Genomic DNA, 15,476 nt, shown 5'->3' with positions numbered 1-15,476 from the left:
ACAGGTCTCAATATTTTTAAAGGGTTTGAATGTCAAAGCCCAATGCTTCTAGTTCTCCACGTTTTGACGTTGAGGTCACCACAGCAACACTTTCATTCTCTTTCGTTAAGTATGTTTTAGCAACCTGTCTCAACTGCTCAATCGTGACCGCTAAAATTTTAGCGCGGAACGCTTCTCGATAAGCCAAACTACGACCATGCAAATGCACATAGAAGTCACTTTGTGCTTCTCCCGCTGGTGAACTTGGCTTATCCATGGAGCCAATCACGCCCAAAATGGCCTCTTCCAACGCCTCTTCAGTATGTGTTTCGTTTAACACCCACTCAATAGACGCATCGAAATCGGACAAGGTTTCTGTCAAACGAGGGTCACGATAAGAGTAAAAACGGAACGACCCAGTACTGCCATCAAATGATGCACCACCACCGTAAGCACCACCCTGCTCACGGATTGCGCGGTGCAAAAAGCCATTGCGCAGAAAGCCACCCAACACGGTCAAAGCCGCGACATCAGGGTGATCTCCGTACGCAGTACGGAACGCTTTACTACAGAAACTCACCTGAGTTGATGTCAACCAAGCGACATTTACTTTAGCGTCAACGGATGGCATAGCGAACTTAGTTTGTACACGACCAGCAGGCAAGTCGGCAAAAACAGACTGAACCTCTTGCAATACATTGACCTCATGCTGAGGTTCTGCAACCAATAAAAGCTGCTTGTTCGCTTGCAATAATTTTTCATGCAAACGCGTAAAAATAGCCAAAATATTGTCCGCTGTTTTGCCATCCGCTTTTATCGCATCATCCAATGCAATCGCAGCACGAATGCCAGACATACCACTCCATTTTTCCTGCTGTGCCGCCAAACCAGAGATTGCACTTGAAGCCGCGGTCATCGCCAGCGAGTGTCCTTGACCTGTGATCGACTGTTCACGACGAGCACGACGTTGCGCCACCAGCTCTTTTACTCGACTGGCTTCATCAAAGCGCACATTCAGCATAGTGTCTTTCAACAACTCGCTCATGGCTTTCACATTTGGCACCAAGGCTTTGGATGACAAAATAAAATAGCCATTTAGTGCTTGGCGATCTTCAATCGTCGCACGAATAGAATTAGACGCACCTAGACCACCACAGACCTGAGCTTGGCGTTCTTGAACAGCAAGATAGTCTGCCTCACCAATCCCCAGCTCCGTCATCATCGAAGAAAACAGAGGCAAATGCTCGGTTTCTTCTTCATCTAATTCGGGCAGGTCTATAACCAGTTGCTGATAAACCAAACCATTTGTACCTTGTGGATAAAAGGTAATTGGCAATTCACCCGCTACTTTGTCATTTTCATATTCTGGCAAACGCGCTGGAACATCTTCCAAGCCTACTTTCGGCAGAATACTCATGTCATCTACTTGCGATTGACGCGCTTTTAAGGCGGCACTACGAGCAATAATCTGCTGTTTCTCGGCATCCGACAAGGCGGCTTTTATTTTACTAAGACGGTCTTTTTCCGCCTGATTGCGACGTGCTTCAAGCGCATCATCAGGGCTTAACGTTAACGTCACTCGGTGCGCATTCGTTAGCAGCAAGCTCTTGATCAAATTTGGAATATATTGTTGATCTTGCACTTTTTCACGCATCGCATTGATAACAGGATCAAGGTCAAGCTGAGCAATTACATCACCAGCATGCACGGCGGTCGACAAACCGGCCAATATTAATTGCAAGCCATAAGGATAGCTACCACCGCCGATCTCGCGCTGGCTTAATTCTAATTGATGCAGCATGGCATCCACCATGTCTTGTGGCACGCCTTTTTCGACAATGCTCTCTAATGTCGACAAGACTAATGCCTCTACCTTTGGTGCATCTTCTCGTTTAACGCCTTCCAAGCCACACATGAAGCTCATTTCTTTATTGCTGTCTTCAAGACCACACATTGGTGAGGGTGCACGGCCAAGGTCGCTGTTCTCCAATACGCGCAATAAAGGCGACGCGCTGTTATCCAGCAAAACACTAGACAGCAATTGTGCTTCAAACTGTTGGTTTAAGTCTGTGCTTTCACCCAATAACCAGCCCACTACCACATGACTGCCATCTTCTTTCACTTCGTCAGCCGCATAGCCTTCTTCCACACGCACAGGCGAGAAGTAACGTTTGGCATTCGGTACGCTCACTTGATCTTCAACTGGCAAGCGCTCAAAACGGCTCAATACTTTCGCTTCAAATTCAGCCTGTAATGTTTCAGCCGGAATATCGCCAAAGGTCATAAATACCGCATTAGAAGGATGGTAATGGGTACGATAAAATGCCAGTAGGTCCTGGTAGGACAAATCTGGAATGTCTGTTGGCTCGCCACCAGAATTAAAGTGATACGTATTATTTGGGAACAAATATTTGGTGAGCGTTTGCCACAATACGGACGTGGTAGAGCTCATTGCTCCTTTCATTTCATTGAACACCACACCCTTAAAGGTCAAATCTGACTCTGCATTATCAGGCTCAGCAAACTCTAAACGATGGCCTTCTTGTGAAAAGTCCAACTCATCTAGACGCGAAAAGAACACCGCATCTAAGTACACATCCAAAAGATTATGAAAGTCTTTTTTGTTCTTGCTAGCAAACGGATAAGCCGTCCAGTCTGAAGAAGTAAACGCGTTCATAAACGTGTTTAACGAACGACGAATCATCATAAAAAACGGATCACGTACTGGGAATCGCTCAGAACCACATAGTACGGTGTGTTCAAGAATATGCGCCACACCACACGAATCCATCGGAACCGTTTTTAAACCCACTAAAAAAACATTTTCGTCATTCTCAGACGCGATATGAAAATGCTTAGCACCCGTTACGGCGTGCTCAAACTCTTGAACGGTAACGTTAAGAGCATCGATATATTCACTGCGAAGAAACGTAAACGCAGGATGGTGCGCGGTGCTATTTGCCATTCTCTACCTCGATAGAATTAGAATACGATCATTACAATGTTTTGGGGCAGCTTGGGTACACTCAAGACAACATAAGCCCAAGACTGCAAAGTGGCGGGATTATAGCAAAAATATGGCTTTTACTGCACGAACTAACGTAGACACGCCCATTTCAAACCACACAAAGCATCAACGCTTTTGGTGTTTTTCCCAATCATCTAAACGCGCTTTTTCTGTTTTTTTAAACAATACATACACCGCCCCCAAACCACCATGATGCCGCTGAGCACTATGAAAGGCCATCACAGCGTCCAACTCTCTGAGCCATTTATTGATATGACTTTTGATCATCGCTTGGCTATCTGGATCCGGTGTACGATCCCCCTTACCATGCACTATGATAGCGACGCGGATATCATGACGCATACAATCATCTGTAAATTGATAGACGTGCTCCCGTGCCTGAGCCACCGTATGACGATGCAAGTCTAAGCGCGCCTCAATACCATACTTGCCCTGCCTAAGACGCTTAAACACCCCGTCTTGAACACCAGAGCGCTTATACTCAAGCACATCATTAGGCTCCACTTTCTCCACATAATCCTGCGACAAGTGATTCCGGTCCGCCTCCTTCGCGATCAACGCCGCTTTTTGGCGAGCCGCAAAGTCGACCATGGGGCCTTTTTTGCCTAGATATACTTCGCTTTTTTCAAGCGGCTTAATACCCGCCACTTCTTGAGCAAACAAAGACGTTTCATCTTCATCCATAATCACTCACCTCAAAACCCATTCACCATGCATACTAAGACTACCAAGTATGAAAAAGGCTCCCGAAAGAGCCCACACACATTTTTTATTTTTCAGTTCGTAGTCACTTCAACCTGTCTTAGTAGCCTACATACCTTAATATGAGTGGATTATAGCAGCATAGCGACGTGACGGCACTTTACAGATACACGTTATATGTAAGTTAAAAGACGATAAGGAAATAGAACAGGGAAAGTATGATTAAAAAAACTGCACTCACTCCGAATTTAACTTTATTCTGGTAAAGAAAGTTTCCAGCTAATGTATGCCTTTGCATGCTCATAAACACCAACAGCCCCATCTGAAGTACACAATGCTTCTAAAGGTGTAGTCGATGTAAGATCCATAAGACCATCTACATAGGGCTTTGTTTGTTCCAACCATTGCCAAGACTCACTGAGTTTATGAACCTTACCTAGCTCTAACATGATAAGTTTAAATATTTCTGATTCAGGATGCCAAGAAATTGGTATTAAGGCTGGCCTACGACCATTTGGAACTTTGTGAGGAAGTTGAGACTTTTCTAACCAATCTCGTGTGATGCACTTAACAGTCCAATCAGCAAGATCGGAGAGGGTTTTATTTGCACGTCTAGCCTCATCATCATTAGACTCAGACGACTTGGTAGGAATAACAAGACCAATTCTGATCGAATTCCACCCTTTACTAAGCCGTACAGAGTTATACTCGCGGACCTTTATCATTGAGGCAGCAATGTCAGTATCATTGCTAACATAAACAATTTGCTCTAACTCTTGCTCAACGACGGAATCAAAAAGGGCTTCCGTTGCAAGATTTACATCACTTTGCTTCTCTTCTAATTTCCAGATTTCTACTCTATCGCAGTCACGCGGCAGATTGTTTCCTTGAACCTGAAAAGCATGCACTTTATTGATAGCATAGTAGCCTTCATATAAGCAAAGGCCATCCCCGAGATGTTTTTTGAGGGCATTGTGGTAAGTTTGTTGGTCTTTAGTTGAATTGGTACCAAGTGCAGCCTTTTCCACAATTTTAGCAGTAAAAAATTTAACACCTTGAGGAAGTAACTGAGGATGAGAGTTTTCATGATACACACTGGGCAAAACGTGATTTACAAATAATGCTTTAAGATCTAACCACTTATACGGTGTATTTTTTAAACAGCCATAGTAAAGATTATAACCATCAATATAAACTCTCGTTTTCAACTTTTTCCAATCCTTCAGATACGAAAAAACCGACATGAGTCGGCTTTTTCTTCCTATGAAATGGGGTCAAGCCTCACCACCTGCATAGGATTAGTTGTTACCTTAAATACTAATCTATTCGACTTATTTGTCAAGTATATTATTTTTCGCCAGACACAATTAAAAGCGAGAAATAAAAGAAGCTATTACAACCGTTCTGATTGCTTTCAGAACGGCAGATTACGCTCGTACCTCGCTCATACTGCCCTACGCCTTAAAATGCGTAGTTTGCTGTTGGACTAGAGACCAACCTATATTTATCAGAGCAAAAAAAGCCCCGTGTATATGAGGCTTTGAAGTCAAAATCAACAGTTCTAATTTATGTAGGACCTAGAACGGAATATCGTCGTCGAAGTCATCAAAGTTTGGCGCTGGCTGAGGTTTTGGCTCAGGGGCACGCTGTGGCGCTGGCTGCTGAGGCGCGCGTTGTTGCGGTGCGGCTTGAGCGGGCGCTTGCTGTGGCGCATTGCCCCAGCTACCAAAAGATTGTGGTTGTGCTTGTGGCGCCGCTGGTTGATGCACGGGTTGTTGTGGTGCTTGACCATAACCACCTTGAGGCTGATTAAACCCGCCTTGAGGTGCATGCTGTTGTGGCGCCTGATGCGCAGGCGCTTGACCGTAGCCGCCTTGTTGTGGGGCAGCAGATTGTTGTGGAGCACTGCCATAACCGCCACCACCTTGCATAGAGTCGTAGCCACCACTTTGCTGTCCAGCACCATCGCCACGACCATCTAGCAATTGCATTTCATTCGCAACGATCTCAGTGGTATAGCGCTTAATGCCATCTTTTTCCCACTCACGAGTACGCAACGAACCTTCAACGTATACCTTAGAGCCCTTCTTAATAAAATCGCCTGCAATTTGACCAAGACGGAAGTTACCACGATCCATAAAAGCCACACGGTGCCACTCTGTGCGCTCTTGCATTTGACCGGTCTGCTTATCGCGCCAGCTCTCTGTTGTTGCCAAGTTAACGTTTGCAACGGCGGCGCCGGACGGCATAAAACGCACTTCGGCATCGTTGCCTGCGTTACCGATCAAGATTACTTTGTTTATTCCACGTGCCATGACGTTTTTCTCCAACTAAAAGATAGAATAGTGTTTAATTAAAGACGCACTTGCGGTGCTATGCGCACAAGAGCTTCTTTGTCTAATACTTTCTTATCGACTTTCAGATAAGCCGTTTGCTCATCTTTAAAAATTTGCATACCTTCTACTCCTTGAATGTCATAAAGTTGATCCGCCAACTTCGTTATTTCTTCATCCGTCATATTGGGCAAGCTAAACGCTAGACTACTCAATTGGCGCGGTGCAGGCTGAGCCATACATACAAGTGACCAAGCCAAGAACACCACACCAACGACCCAAAAGACACCGCTATTCGAGTAATTCTGAAGCAGCCAACCGCCGCCAACACCACCCAAAAATGACCCCATAAATTGATGGGTAGAAAACACGCCCATTGCCGTACCGCGATAACCGACTGGTGCCAATTTACTAAGAAGCGAAGGCAACACCGCTTCTAGTGAGTTAAAGCCGACAAAATACACCCATAATAATCCGCCAAATACCCATAAGTAGGGCGCCCATTGCAATAATATCGCGCTCAACCCCAACAGTATCATCACCGTAATAAGGATGGCTTTTGTCTTACCTTTGGATTCAGCAATAATCACTAATGGTAGCATACCTGCGAAAGCAAAACCCATGATGGCTAAGTATAGCCAGCTATGTTGCGACAAAGGCAAGCCAAACTGCTGAATCAGTAAATTTGGCACAGTGACAAATAGCGCCGTCAGGCTTGCATGCAGCAACAACACACTCACGTTCAAGAAGCGCAGTTTTGCATCTTTTAACACCAAACCTAGCGCCTGAAGGCTGGGTGTCGTATCCCGCCTAAAGGTATGCTGTACAATATTGGGCACAGCAAAAACGATCAAGGCAATACCCAGTAAAGAAAGCGCGAAAGATAAGTAAAAGAGTCCTGAAAGACCAACTAAAGCGAAAATCCAAGGCCCTAACACCAAAGACAACATAAACGACGCGCCGATACTAATACCAACGATAGCCATCGCCTTCGTTCGATTTTGCTCTCTTGTCACATCACTTAATAATGCCATCAAGGTGCTAGCAATCGCGCCGGCTCCCTGAACCGCTCGCCCAACAATTAAAGTCGTTATGTCATTCGCATTGGCACAAATCAAACTCCCTACGGCAAACAATAGCAGCCCGATAATAATGACGCGTTTACGGCCTATCTTGTCAGACCACATACCCATCGGAATTTGCAGGCTCGCCTGAGTCAAACCATAAATACCAATCGCGACTCCAATTAAAGCGGCGTCCGCGCCAGTTAGACCATCGGCGGCGACACTTATAACAGGCATAATGAGAAATAAGCCCAACATTCTGAACAAATAAATCAGCGCTAAAGCAAGAACTGAACGACGTTCGAGTAGATCCATAAAGTGGTTTAAACCGTTTAACTTGGGTATTAAGAAAAAAGATTGTCAATTTTACAAAAAATACCGTTGAAGCTCCATTTCAACTACTGTAAAAATAGACAGTTATTTAATTTATTAGCAGATTACTTTCTGTTGATCGACTTCACATTGGAGACTCATGGATACCATTACCATACGCGGGGCCCGCACTCACAATCTAAAAAATGTGGACCTAGACATACCAAGAGACAAACTAGTGGTGATTACTGGCCTATCCGGCTCGGGTAAATCCTCTCTTGCGTTCGATACACTCTATGCGGAAGGTCAACGTCGCTATGTAGAATCATTGTCTACTTACGCTCGACAATTTTTGTCGATGATGGAGAAGCCAGACATAGACCACATTGAAGGCCTTTCCCCTGCTATCTCTATCGAACAAAAATCAACGTCCCATAACCCTCGATCAACAGTCGGTACAATAACAGAAATCTATGATTATCTACGATTGTTATTTGCTCGTGCAGGGCAACCTCGCTGTCCAGATCATGGCGAACCGCTAGAGGCACAAACCATATCACAAATGGTCGATAAAGTTATATCGCTACCAGAAGACACAAAGATGATGCTGCTTGCGCCTATTATAAAGGATCGTAAAGGCGAGCACCTACACACTATCAGCGATTTACTCTCAAAAGGTTTCATTCGCGCGCGAATCAATGGCATTGTTGTCGATCTTGATGATGCACCTACCTTAGAAAAAAACAAAAAGCACACCATCGAAGTCGTCATTGACCGTTTCAAAGTTCGCTCTGACCTGCAATTGCGCTTGGCAGAATCGTTTGAAACCTGTCTTGGCTTATCCGATGGCATTGCCAAAGTCATCAATATGGATGATGAAAAAGAGGAATACATTTTTTCCAGTAAGTTCGCCTGCCCCGTTTGCGGTTACAGCCTGACCGAGTTGGAACCCCGCCTCTTTTCATTTAACAATCCGAATGGTGCTTGTCAGACCTGTGATGGCCTTGGCACACATCAAATGTTTGATCCTGAACGCATCATTCAAGATGAAACCTTGACCTTAGCGGAAGGCGCTATCCGAGGCTGGGGCAGACGTAGCATTTTCTACTATCAACAGCTTACCGCCCTAGCAAAACATTACGGCTTTGATATAGAAGCAAAATACAAAGACATACCGAGCGAGTTCAAAAAACGCATTCTGCAAGGCTCGGGGAAAGACAAGATAGATTTTGTTTACATCAATGAACGCGGCGACAAAATGACGCGTGCGCATGCGTTTGAAGGTGTTATCCCTAATCTACAACGCCGCTACCATGAAACAGAATCTGACAGTGTACGTGACGATCTTTCGCAATACATTAGCATTCAGCCTTGTCCAGATTGTCATGGATCTCGACTCAATCGGTCCGCCAGAAATGTGTTTATTGCGGAACAAACATTACCAGAAGTGGTGACCTATCCGATTGCCGAATGCTTAAAATATTTCGAAGCGCTTGAACTACCAGGATCACGCGGAGAGATCGCCTCTAAAATTCTTAAAGAGATTCGTGACCGATTAACCTTCTTAGTAAACGTTGGCTTAGAGTATCTAACACTAGATCGTAAAGCCGACTCACTGTCTGGAGGGGAGGCGCAGCGCATTCGTCTTGCCAGCCAAATAGGTGCCGGCCTTGTCGGTGTAATGTACATACTAGATGAACCCTCAATTGGCTTACACCAACGAGACAACGAACGACTCATTGCCACATTAACCAGACTCAGAGACTTGGGTAACACCGTCATTGTGGTCGAGCATGACGAAGACGCCATCCGTATTGCGGATTTCGTCGTTGACATCGGACCTGGCGCAGGGGTTCATGGTGGACAAATTATCGCCAGCGGCACCCCACAAGACATAATGAACTGCCCAGAATCCATAACAGGACAGTTTTTAACTGGCAAAAGAAAAATTGAAATCCCTGCCATTCGACACACCGCCAAAGACAAACAGTTTCTTACTCTTATTGGCGCCACAGGCAACAACTTAAATACCGTCGATTTAAAGATTCCTGTCGGGGTAATGACCTGTATTACTGGTGTATCTGGCTCAGGCAAGTCAACGTTAATAAATGGCACCTTGTATCCGCTTGCCGCTACCGCGCTTAATGGCGCCACAACACTTAAAGCGGCACCGCATGAGCGTATTGAAGGGCTCAATTTATTCGATAAATGCGTCGATATTGATCAAAGCCCAATTGGACGCACCCCAAGATCAAACCCAGCGACTTATACTGGTATTTTCACCCCTATGAGAGAGCTATTCTCAGGAACGCAAGAATCGCGCTCACGGGGCTACAAACCAGGCCGCTTCAGCTTTAACGTCAAAGGTGGACGCTGTGAGGCTTGTCAGGGTGACGGTGTCATCAAGGTAGAAATGCACTTTTTGCCGGATATTTACGTCCCATGTGATACCTGCAAAGGGAAACGTTATAACCGTGAAACCTTAGAAATACACTATAAAGGCAAAAACATTCACGAATGTCTTGAAATGACCATCGAGGATGCACGTGAGTTCTTTGACCCTGTCCCCTCTATCGCTCGAAAATTACAAACCTTAATGGATGTCGGTTTAGGCTATATTCGTCTTGGCCAAGCCGCGACAACATTGTCTGGTGGCGAGGCGCAGCGCGTCAAACTCGCCAAAGAGCTGTCTAAAAGAGACACTGGAACGACGCTCTATATCCTTGACGAACCAACAACAGGACTGCACTTTGCCGACATAGAACAGCTCTTGAAGGTCCTTCATCGCTTAAGAGACCATGGTAATACGGTGGTGGTCATTGAACATAATCTTGATGTCATAAAAACCGCTGACTGGATTGTCGATTTAGGACCGGAAGGAGGCAGTGGCGGTGGCTATATCATCGCAGAAGGCACCCCTGAGGACATTGCAAAAGCAGAAAAGTCACATACAGGGCGATTTTTAAAACTGATGCTCAACTAATGACTGCCGGTTAAAGACAAACACCCAATAAGACATAGTTTATTGGGTGTTTTTTTATCTGCTGACAAAGCGTTAATTTATATGCAAAAAAAAGCCGAGCTAGTTATCTAGCTCGGCTTTTTATTACAAACTGATATTACTCAGCGGCTTCTGTAACTGGACGATCGACCAATTCAACATAAGCCATAGGCGCATTGTCGCCTGAGCGGAAGCCACATTTAAGAATGCGAACATAACCACCAGGACGAGCTTGGTAACGAGGACCAAGCTCAGTGAACAATTTACCTACTGCGTCTTTGCTACGAGTACGAGCAAAGGCAAGGCGACGATTCGCAACAGAATCAACTTTCGCCAATGTGATTAACGGCTCAGCAACACGACGTAGTTCTTTGGCTTTCGGCAACGTAGTCTTGATAACTTCGTGTTCGAACAAAGAAGCAGCCATGTTCTTAAACATCGCTTTACGATGTGAGCTAGTACGGTTTAAGTGACGTCCACTCTTACGATGACGCATTTTACATTCCTTACCAAACTACGGTGGTCAGGGAACAATGACCTAGCGAGCTAGAACTTTGCTATCGTCTTTCAAACTAGCCGGTGGCCAATTCTCTAAACGCATTCCCAAAGACAAACCACGCTGTGCTAAAACATCTTTGATTTCAGTTAACGACTTCTTACCTAGGTTAGGCGTCTTAAGAAGCTCAACCTCAGTGCGTTGAATCAAATCACCGATGTAATAAATGTTCTCTGCTTTTAAACAGTTAGCACTGCGAACGGTCAATTCAAGATCATCAACCGGGCGTAGCAAAATTGGATCAATCTCATCCTCTTCTTCTACAACAGGCGCTTCGCTCTCGCTTTCAAGGGCGACGAACACAGCAATTTGCTGTTGCAAAATAGTCGCTGCACGACGGATTGCTTCTTCAGGATCGATTGTACCATTAGATTCGATGTCTAAGACTAACTTATCTAAATCTGTACGCTGCTCAACACGAGCATTATCGACACTGTACGCAACACGGCGAACAGGGCTGAATGAGGCATCCAGTTGCAAGCGACCGATTGGACGAGTCTCATCGTCGCCAGCAACACGAGCATCAGCAGGCTCATAACCACGGCCACGAGCGACTTTGATCTGCATGGTTAACTCAGCAGTATCATCTAAGTGCGCAATAACATGATCCGGGTTAGCGATCTCTGCATCAGCAACTAACTGGATATCTCCAGCTGTTACGATACCGGGACCCTTTTTACTTAGAGTAAGAGTTGCTTCATCTTGCCCGTGTAGAGCGATCGCAACTCCTTTCAGGTTAAGAAGAATTTCAATTACATCTTCTTTAACCCCTTCGATTGCGCTGTATTCGTGTAATACACCGTCGATTTCAACTTCAACAATCGCACAACCTGGCATTGAAGAAAGCAGGATACGGCGCAAAGCGTTACCCAAAGTATGACCAAAACCACGCTCTAGCGGTTGTAGTGTAACTTTAGCGCGACAGTTGCCTAGTTCCTGAACTTCAATGTTGCGTGGGGTTAACAATTCGCTCACTGAACGCTGCATAGATCCACCTATTTCTTAATCCTAATTACCAACTTACTTAGAGTAAAGTTCGACAATTAGGTTCTCATTAATTTCAGCTGATAAATCGGCACGTTCTGGAACAGCTTTGTAAGTTGCTTCCAGTTTAGTTGAATCAACTTCGATCCAATGGATCGGTGCACGACCTTTAGATAGCTCTAATGCGCTTTGTACACGCAATTGCTTCTTAGCTTTTTCACGAATTGACACAACGTCACCAGCTTTCACTTGGTAAGACGGAATGTTAACCGTAGCGCCATTTACTAGAATGCCTTTATGGCCTACTAGCTGACGAGCTTCCGCACGTGTAGAACCAAAACCTGCGCGGTATACAACGTTGTCTAGACGCGATTCTAAAAGTTGCAGAAGGTTTTCACCTGTTGCGCCTTTAAGACGAGCAGCAGATTTGTAGTAGTTACGGAATTGCTTTTCTAGAATACCGTACATACGACGTACTTTTTGTTTCTCACGTAACTGCAAGCCGTAATCAGAAAGACGACCGCGACGTGCACCATGCACACCAGGAACCGTCTCTACTTTACATTTCGACTCAAGAGCGCGTGAACCGCTCTTCAATTGCAAGTCGGTACCTTCACGACGAGACAACTTACAAGTTGGACCTATATAACGAGCCATGTATCTGTCTCCTCAATTAAACGCGACGTTTCTTAGGTGGACGGCAACCGTTGTGCGGAATTGGCGTCACATCTGTGATGTTATTGATACGCAAGCCCAATGCATTCAATGCACGAACTGCGGACTCACGACCAGGACCTGGGCCCTTAATCATTACGTCAACGTTTTTAAGGCCGAACTCTTGTGCGACAGCACCGGCACGTTCCGCGGCTACTTGAGCTGCGAAAGGAGTACTTTTACGAGATCCGCGAAAACCAGAACCACCGGCAGTAGCCCAAGACAAAGCATTGCCTTGGCGGTCAGTGATAGTCACGATCGTATTATTAAATGACGCGTGTACATGAGCAACACCGTCGACGACCGTCTTTTTGACTTTTTTCTTGGTGTTGCGCGTAGCTGGCTTAGCCATATTGCACTTTCCTATTTAATGCTCAGCTCTAGTGAACTTGTGACTAGAGCGAAACGCGTTTAAATTACTTACGAATAGGCTTACGAGGGCCTTTTCGTGTACGGGCGTTCGTTTTGGTACGTTGACCACGAACTGGTAGGCTGCGGCGATGACGAATCCCGCGGTTGCAACCTAAATCCATCAAACGTTTGATGGACATACTGACTTCACGACGTAAGTCACCCTCTACAGTATACTTAGCAACTTCGCCACGAAGTTGGTCAAGCGTGTCATCGCTTAGAGAACCGATTTTAGCAGTCTCTGCAACACCTGTAGCGGCGCAAATAGCGCGCGAACGTGTGCGACCAATTCCGAAGATGTAAGTCAGAGAAATGACCGCATGTTTATTGTCAGGAATATTGACACCGGCTATACGAGCCATTCATTTTACTCCGTTGTTATTGATGATTAAATGATAATTCATCACTTTACTTTCATGAGGGCGGCTGATTATGCCTATCTTTAGGCCATAAATCAACCACCCTTTCCTGTCATCAAGCAAACTCGCGATTAACCTTGACGCTGTTTGTGACGAGGTTCAACGCAAATCACTCGAACTGAACCGTTACGACGAACGATTTTGCAGTTACGACAGATTTTCTTTACAGATGCACGTACTTTCATGTTCAACTCCAACCTTACGCTCAGCGCATTAGGCCATTTGGACCATAACCAGTCAGATTAGATTTCTTCATTAATGATTCGTATTGCTGACTCATCAAATGACTTTGAACTTGCGACATAAAGTCCATGACAACAACCACTACGATTAACATAGAGGTACCGCCAAAGTAGAATGGGACATTCCACGCAACAACAAAGAACTGAGGCATCAGTGACACAAGCGTGATGTATAAAGCACCAAACAGTGTCAAACGAGTCATTACACCATCAATATATCGAGCTGTATGATCGCCTGGACGAATACCCGGTAAAAACGCACCGGATTTTTTCAAGTTATCTGCCACATCTTTAGGATTGAACACTAGCGCTGTATAGAAGAAGCAAAAGAATACAATTGCTATCGCAAACAACAGCACATAGAGCGGTTGCCCAGGAGCTAGAGCCAAAGAGGTATTTTGCAACCATTCCATCCCCTCACCTTGACCGAACCATTGGCCAATCGAAGCAGGAAATAGAAGGATACTTGAAGCAAAGATAGGCGGAATAACACCGGCCATATTCACTTTAAGTGGCAAATGACTCTTTTGTGCGGCAAACACCTTTTTGCCTTGCTGACGCTTAGCATAATTAACCGTTATACGACGCTGACCACGCTCGATGAAAACAACGAACGCAATCGTCGCAATGGCCAATATACCAATCAGCAACAAAGCTAAAATATTAATATCGCCTTGACGAGCCGATTCAAACGAACGACCTAAAGCAGAAGGCAAGCCAGCAACGATACCAGCAAAGATCAATATGGAAATACCATTACCAATCCCTTTCTCAGTAACCTGCTCACCTAACCACATTAAGAAAACAGTACCAGCAACAAGCGTCACGACAGCAACAGCATAGAATTCCATACCACTGCTAAACGAGATACCTTGACTTGCTAAACCAACCGCCATACTGGCGGACTGGATCAGAGCAAGAAGCACCGTACCGTAACGAGTGTACTGAGTAATCTTACGACGACCCGCTTCACCCTCTTTCTTAAGCTGCTCTAGCTGCGGACTCACAACCGTCAATAACTGCATGATAATAGAAGCAGAAATGTAGGGCAAAATCCCAAGCGCAAGAATACTCATGCGTTCGAGCGCGCCCCCTGAGAATACGTTAAATAAACTCAGAATAGTGCCTTCATTTTGATCAAACAGTGCTGATAACCTATCAGGGTTAATACCCGGAACAGGAATATGTGCACCAATTCGGTATACAATAATCGCTAAAAATACGAAACGGATACGAGCCCAAAGCTCGCCTAATCCGTTTTGCATTCCAGCTGGTAGTGAGCCACGCTTTGCCATTTATTCCTCGACTTTTCCGCCAGCTGCTTCAATAGCGGCACGAGCACCTTTAGTCACTTTAAGACCACGAACGGTAACCGCTTTGTCGATTGAGCCTGACAAGATTACACGAGCTGTCTTAATCTGATGACCAAGAATGTCGGCGCCTTTAAGAGCAGCCAAATCTACAACTTCAGCATTTACAGCAGCAAGCTCGTTTAAACGAACCTCAGCAACATACTTTGCCTGACGTGAAGTAAAACCGAATTTTGGCAGACGACGCTGCAAAGGCATTTGACCACCTTCAAAACCAGGTTTTACTGAGCCACCAGAGCGAGATTTAAGACCTTTATGGCCTCGTCCGCCGGTTTTGCCCAAGCCGCTACCAATGCCGCGACCAACACGTTTAGGAGCATGTTTGCTACCTTCGCCAGGACGAAGTGTATTTAAGAACATG

General features: G+C 45.3%; 14 protein-coding genes. 1 reads left to right on the top strand and 13 read right to left on the bottom strand.

Annotation, left to right across the window (positions count from 1 at the left end; all coding sequences use genetic code 11):
• Nucleotides 1-16 precede the first annotated feature (16 nt).
• From DK187_RS17670 to DK187_RS17650, 5 genes are all read right to left on the bottom strand, one after another.
• Nucleotides 17-2,944 (bottom strand): insulinase family protein, encoded by a 2,928-nt coding sequence (locus tag DK187_RS17670; RefSeq protein WP_111608650.1) that lies wholly within the window; start codon nucleotides 2,942-2,944, stop codon nucleotides 17-19.
• 168 nt (nucleotides 2,945-3,112) lie between these two features.
• Nucleotides 3,113-3,691, bottom strand: coding sequence for a DNA endonuclease SmrA (gene smrA / locus DK187_RS17665; protein ID WP_308422571.1), 579 nt, complete (start codon nucleotides 3,689-3,691; stop codon nucleotides 3,113-3,115).
• Nucleotides 3,692-3,963: 272 nt separating this feature from the next.
• Complete coding sequence (locus DK187_RS17660; RefSeq protein WP_162623551.1) at nucleotides 3,964-4,917, bottom strand: NYN domain-containing protein; 954 nt, start codon at nucleotides 4,915-4,917, stop codon at nucleotides 3,964-3,966.
• A gap of 369 nt (nucleotides 4,918-5,286) precedes the next feature.
• Nucleotides 5,287-6,024: a single-stranded DNA-binding protein gene (gene ssb, locus DK187_RS17655; protein WP_111608648.1), complete on the bottom strand. Its 738-nt coding sequence runs from the start codon at nucleotides 6,022-6,024 to the stop codon at nucleotides 5,287-5,289.
• Nucleotides 6,025-6,062: 38 nt separating this feature from the next.
• Nucleotides 6,063-7,421 carry an MFS transporter gene (locus tag DK187_RS17650; RefSeq protein WP_111608647.1) on the bottom strand — a complete coding sequence of 453 codons (1,359 nt, stop codon included), beginning with the start codon at nucleotides 7,419-7,421 and terminating at the stop codon, nucleotides 6,063-6,065.
• A 157-nt stretch (nucleotides 7,422-7,578) separates the two neighbouring features.
• Between DK187_RS17650 and uvrA the strand changes: the two genes are divergently transcribed.
• Nucleotides 7,579-10,401 (top strand): excinuclease ABC subunit UvrA, encoded by a 2,823-nt coding sequence (uvrA, locus tag DK187_RS17645; RefSeq protein ID WP_111608646.1) that lies wholly within the window; start codon nucleotides 7,579-7,581, stop codon nucleotides 10,399-10,401.
• A gap of 136 nt (nucleotides 10,402-10,537) precedes the next feature.
• Here the strand turns inward: uvrA and rplQ are convergent, their stop codons facing one another.
• From rplQ to rplO, 8 genes are all read right to left on the bottom strand, one after another.
• Nucleotides 10,538-10,915, bottom strand: a complete 378-nt coding sequence (gene rplQ / locus DK187_RS17640; RefSeq protein ID WP_111608645.1) for a 50S ribosomal protein L17 — start codon at nucleotides 10,913-10,915, stop codon at nucleotides 10,538-10,540.
• Nucleotides 10,916-10,957: 42 nt separating this feature from the next.
• The gene (locus DK187_RS17635; protein ID WP_111608644.1) at nucleotides 10,958-11,962 is read right to left on the bottom strand and encodes a DNA-directed RNA polymerase subunit alpha; all 1,005 of its coding nucleotides are present in this window, start codon (nucleotides 11,960-11,962) and stop codon (nucleotides 10,958-10,960) included.
• A gap of 33 nt (nucleotides 11,963-11,995) precedes the next feature.
• Nucleotides 11,996-12,616, bottom strand: a complete 621-nt coding sequence (gene rpsD / locus DK187_RS17630; RefSeq protein ID WP_111608643.1) for a 30S ribosomal protein S4 — start codon at nucleotides 12,614-12,616, stop codon at nucleotides 11,996-11,998.
• Between the two features lie 16 nt (nucleotides 12,617-12,632).
• Nucleotides 12,633-13,025 (bottom strand): 30S ribosomal protein S11, encoded by a 393-nt coding sequence (gene rpsK / locus DK187_RS17625; protein WP_009836290.1) that lies wholly within the window; start codon nucleotides 13,023-13,025, stop codon nucleotides 12,633-12,635.
• Nucleotides 13,026-13,089: 64 nt separating this feature from the next.
• Nucleotides 13,090-13,446 carry a 30S ribosomal protein S13 gene (gene rpsM, locus DK187_RS17620; protein ID WP_111608642.1) on the bottom strand — a complete coding sequence of 119 codons (357 nt, stop codon included), beginning with the start codon at nucleotides 13,444-13,446 and terminating at the stop codon, nucleotides 13,090-13,092.
• Between the two features lie 128 nt (nucleotides 13,447-13,574).
• Nucleotides 13,575-13,688: a 50S ribosomal protein L36 gene (rpmJ, locus tag DK187_RS17615; RefSeq protein ID WP_012071915.1), complete on the bottom strand. Its 114-nt coding sequence runs from the start codon at nucleotides 13,686-13,688 to the stop codon at nucleotides 13,575-13,577.
• A gap of 20 nt (nucleotides 13,689-13,708) precedes the next feature.
• Entirely contained in the window at nucleotides 13,709-15,040 is a 1,332-nt protein-coding gene (secY, locus tag DK187_RS17610; protein WP_111608641.1) for a preprotein translocase subunit SecY, read from the bottom strand.
• Nucleotides 15,041-15,475, bottom strand: a complete 435-nt coding sequence (rplO, locus tag DK187_RS17605; protein ID WP_111608640.1) for a 50S ribosomal protein L15 — start codon at nucleotides 15,473-15,475, stop codon at nucleotides 15,041-15,043. It abuts the gene before it with no gap.
• Nucleotide 15,476: the final 1 nt, after the last annotated feature.

Source organism: Marinomonas arctica (assembly GCF_003259225.1).
GTDB classification, from domain to species: domain Bacteria; phylum Pseudomonadota; class Gammaproteobacteria; order Pseudomonadales; family Marinomonadaceae; genus Marinomonas; species Marinomonas arctica.
The sequence above is the reverse complement of the archived record's forward strand: the minus strand, read 5'-3'. Positions and strand labels throughout refer to the sequence as shown.

What these genes read in the sequence shown, in the direction of transcription:
- rpsD (WP_111608643.1), bottom strand. Translation starts at nt 12,616, where the DNA reads ATGGCTCGTTATATAGGTCCAACTTGTAAGTTGTCTCGTCGTGAAGGT.
- rplO (WP_111608640.1), bottom strand. Translation starts at nt 15,475, where the DNA reads ATGTTCTTAAATACACTTCGTCCTGGCGAAGGTAGCAAACATGCTCCT.
- smrA (WP_308422571.1), bottom strand. Translation starts at nt 3,691, where the DNA reads ATGGATGAAGATGAAACGTCTTTGTTTGCTCAAGAAGTGGCGGGTATT.
- rplQ (WP_111608645.1), bottom strand. Translation starts at nt 10,915, where the DNA reads ATGCGTCATCGTAAGAGTGGACGTCACTTAAACCGTACTAGCTCACAT.
- DK187_RS17650 (WP_111608647.1), bottom strand. Translation starts at nt 7,421, where the DNA reads ATGGATCTACTCGAACGTCGTTCAGTTCTTGCTTTAGCGCTGATTTAT.
- DK187_RS17635 (WP_111608644.1), bottom strand. Translation starts at nt 11,962, where the DNA reads ATGCAGCGTTCAGTGAGCGAATTGTTAACCCCACGCAACATTGAAGTT.
- uvrA (WP_111608646.1), top strand. Translation starts at nt 7,579, where the DNA reads ATGGATACCATTACCATACGCGGGGCCCGCACTCACAATCTAAAAAAT.
- rpsM (WP_111608642.1), bottom strand. Translation starts at nt 13,446, where the DNA reads ATGGCTCGTATAGCCGGTGTCAATATTCCTGACAATAAACATGCGGTC.
- secY (WP_111608641.1), bottom strand. Translation starts at nt 15,040, where the DNA reads ATGGCAAAGCGTGGCTCACTACCAGCTGGAATGCAAAACGGATTAGGC.
- rpsK (WP_009836290.1), bottom strand. Translation starts at nt 13,025, where the DNA reads ATGGCTAAGCCAGCTACGCGCAACACCAAGAAAAAAGTCAAAAAGACG.
- DK187_RS17670 (WP_111608650.1), bottom strand. Translation starts at nt 2,944, where the DNA reads ATGGCAAATAGCACCGCGCACCATCCTGCGTTTACGTTTCTTCGCAGT.
- rpmJ (WP_012071915.1), bottom strand. Translation starts at nt 13,688, where the DNA reads ATGAAAGTACGTGCATCTGTAAAGAAAATCTGTCGTAACTGCAAAATC.
- ssb (WP_111608648.1), bottom strand. Translation starts at nt 6,024, where the DNA reads ATGGCACGTGGAATAAACAAAGTAATCTTGATCGGTAACGCAGGCAAC.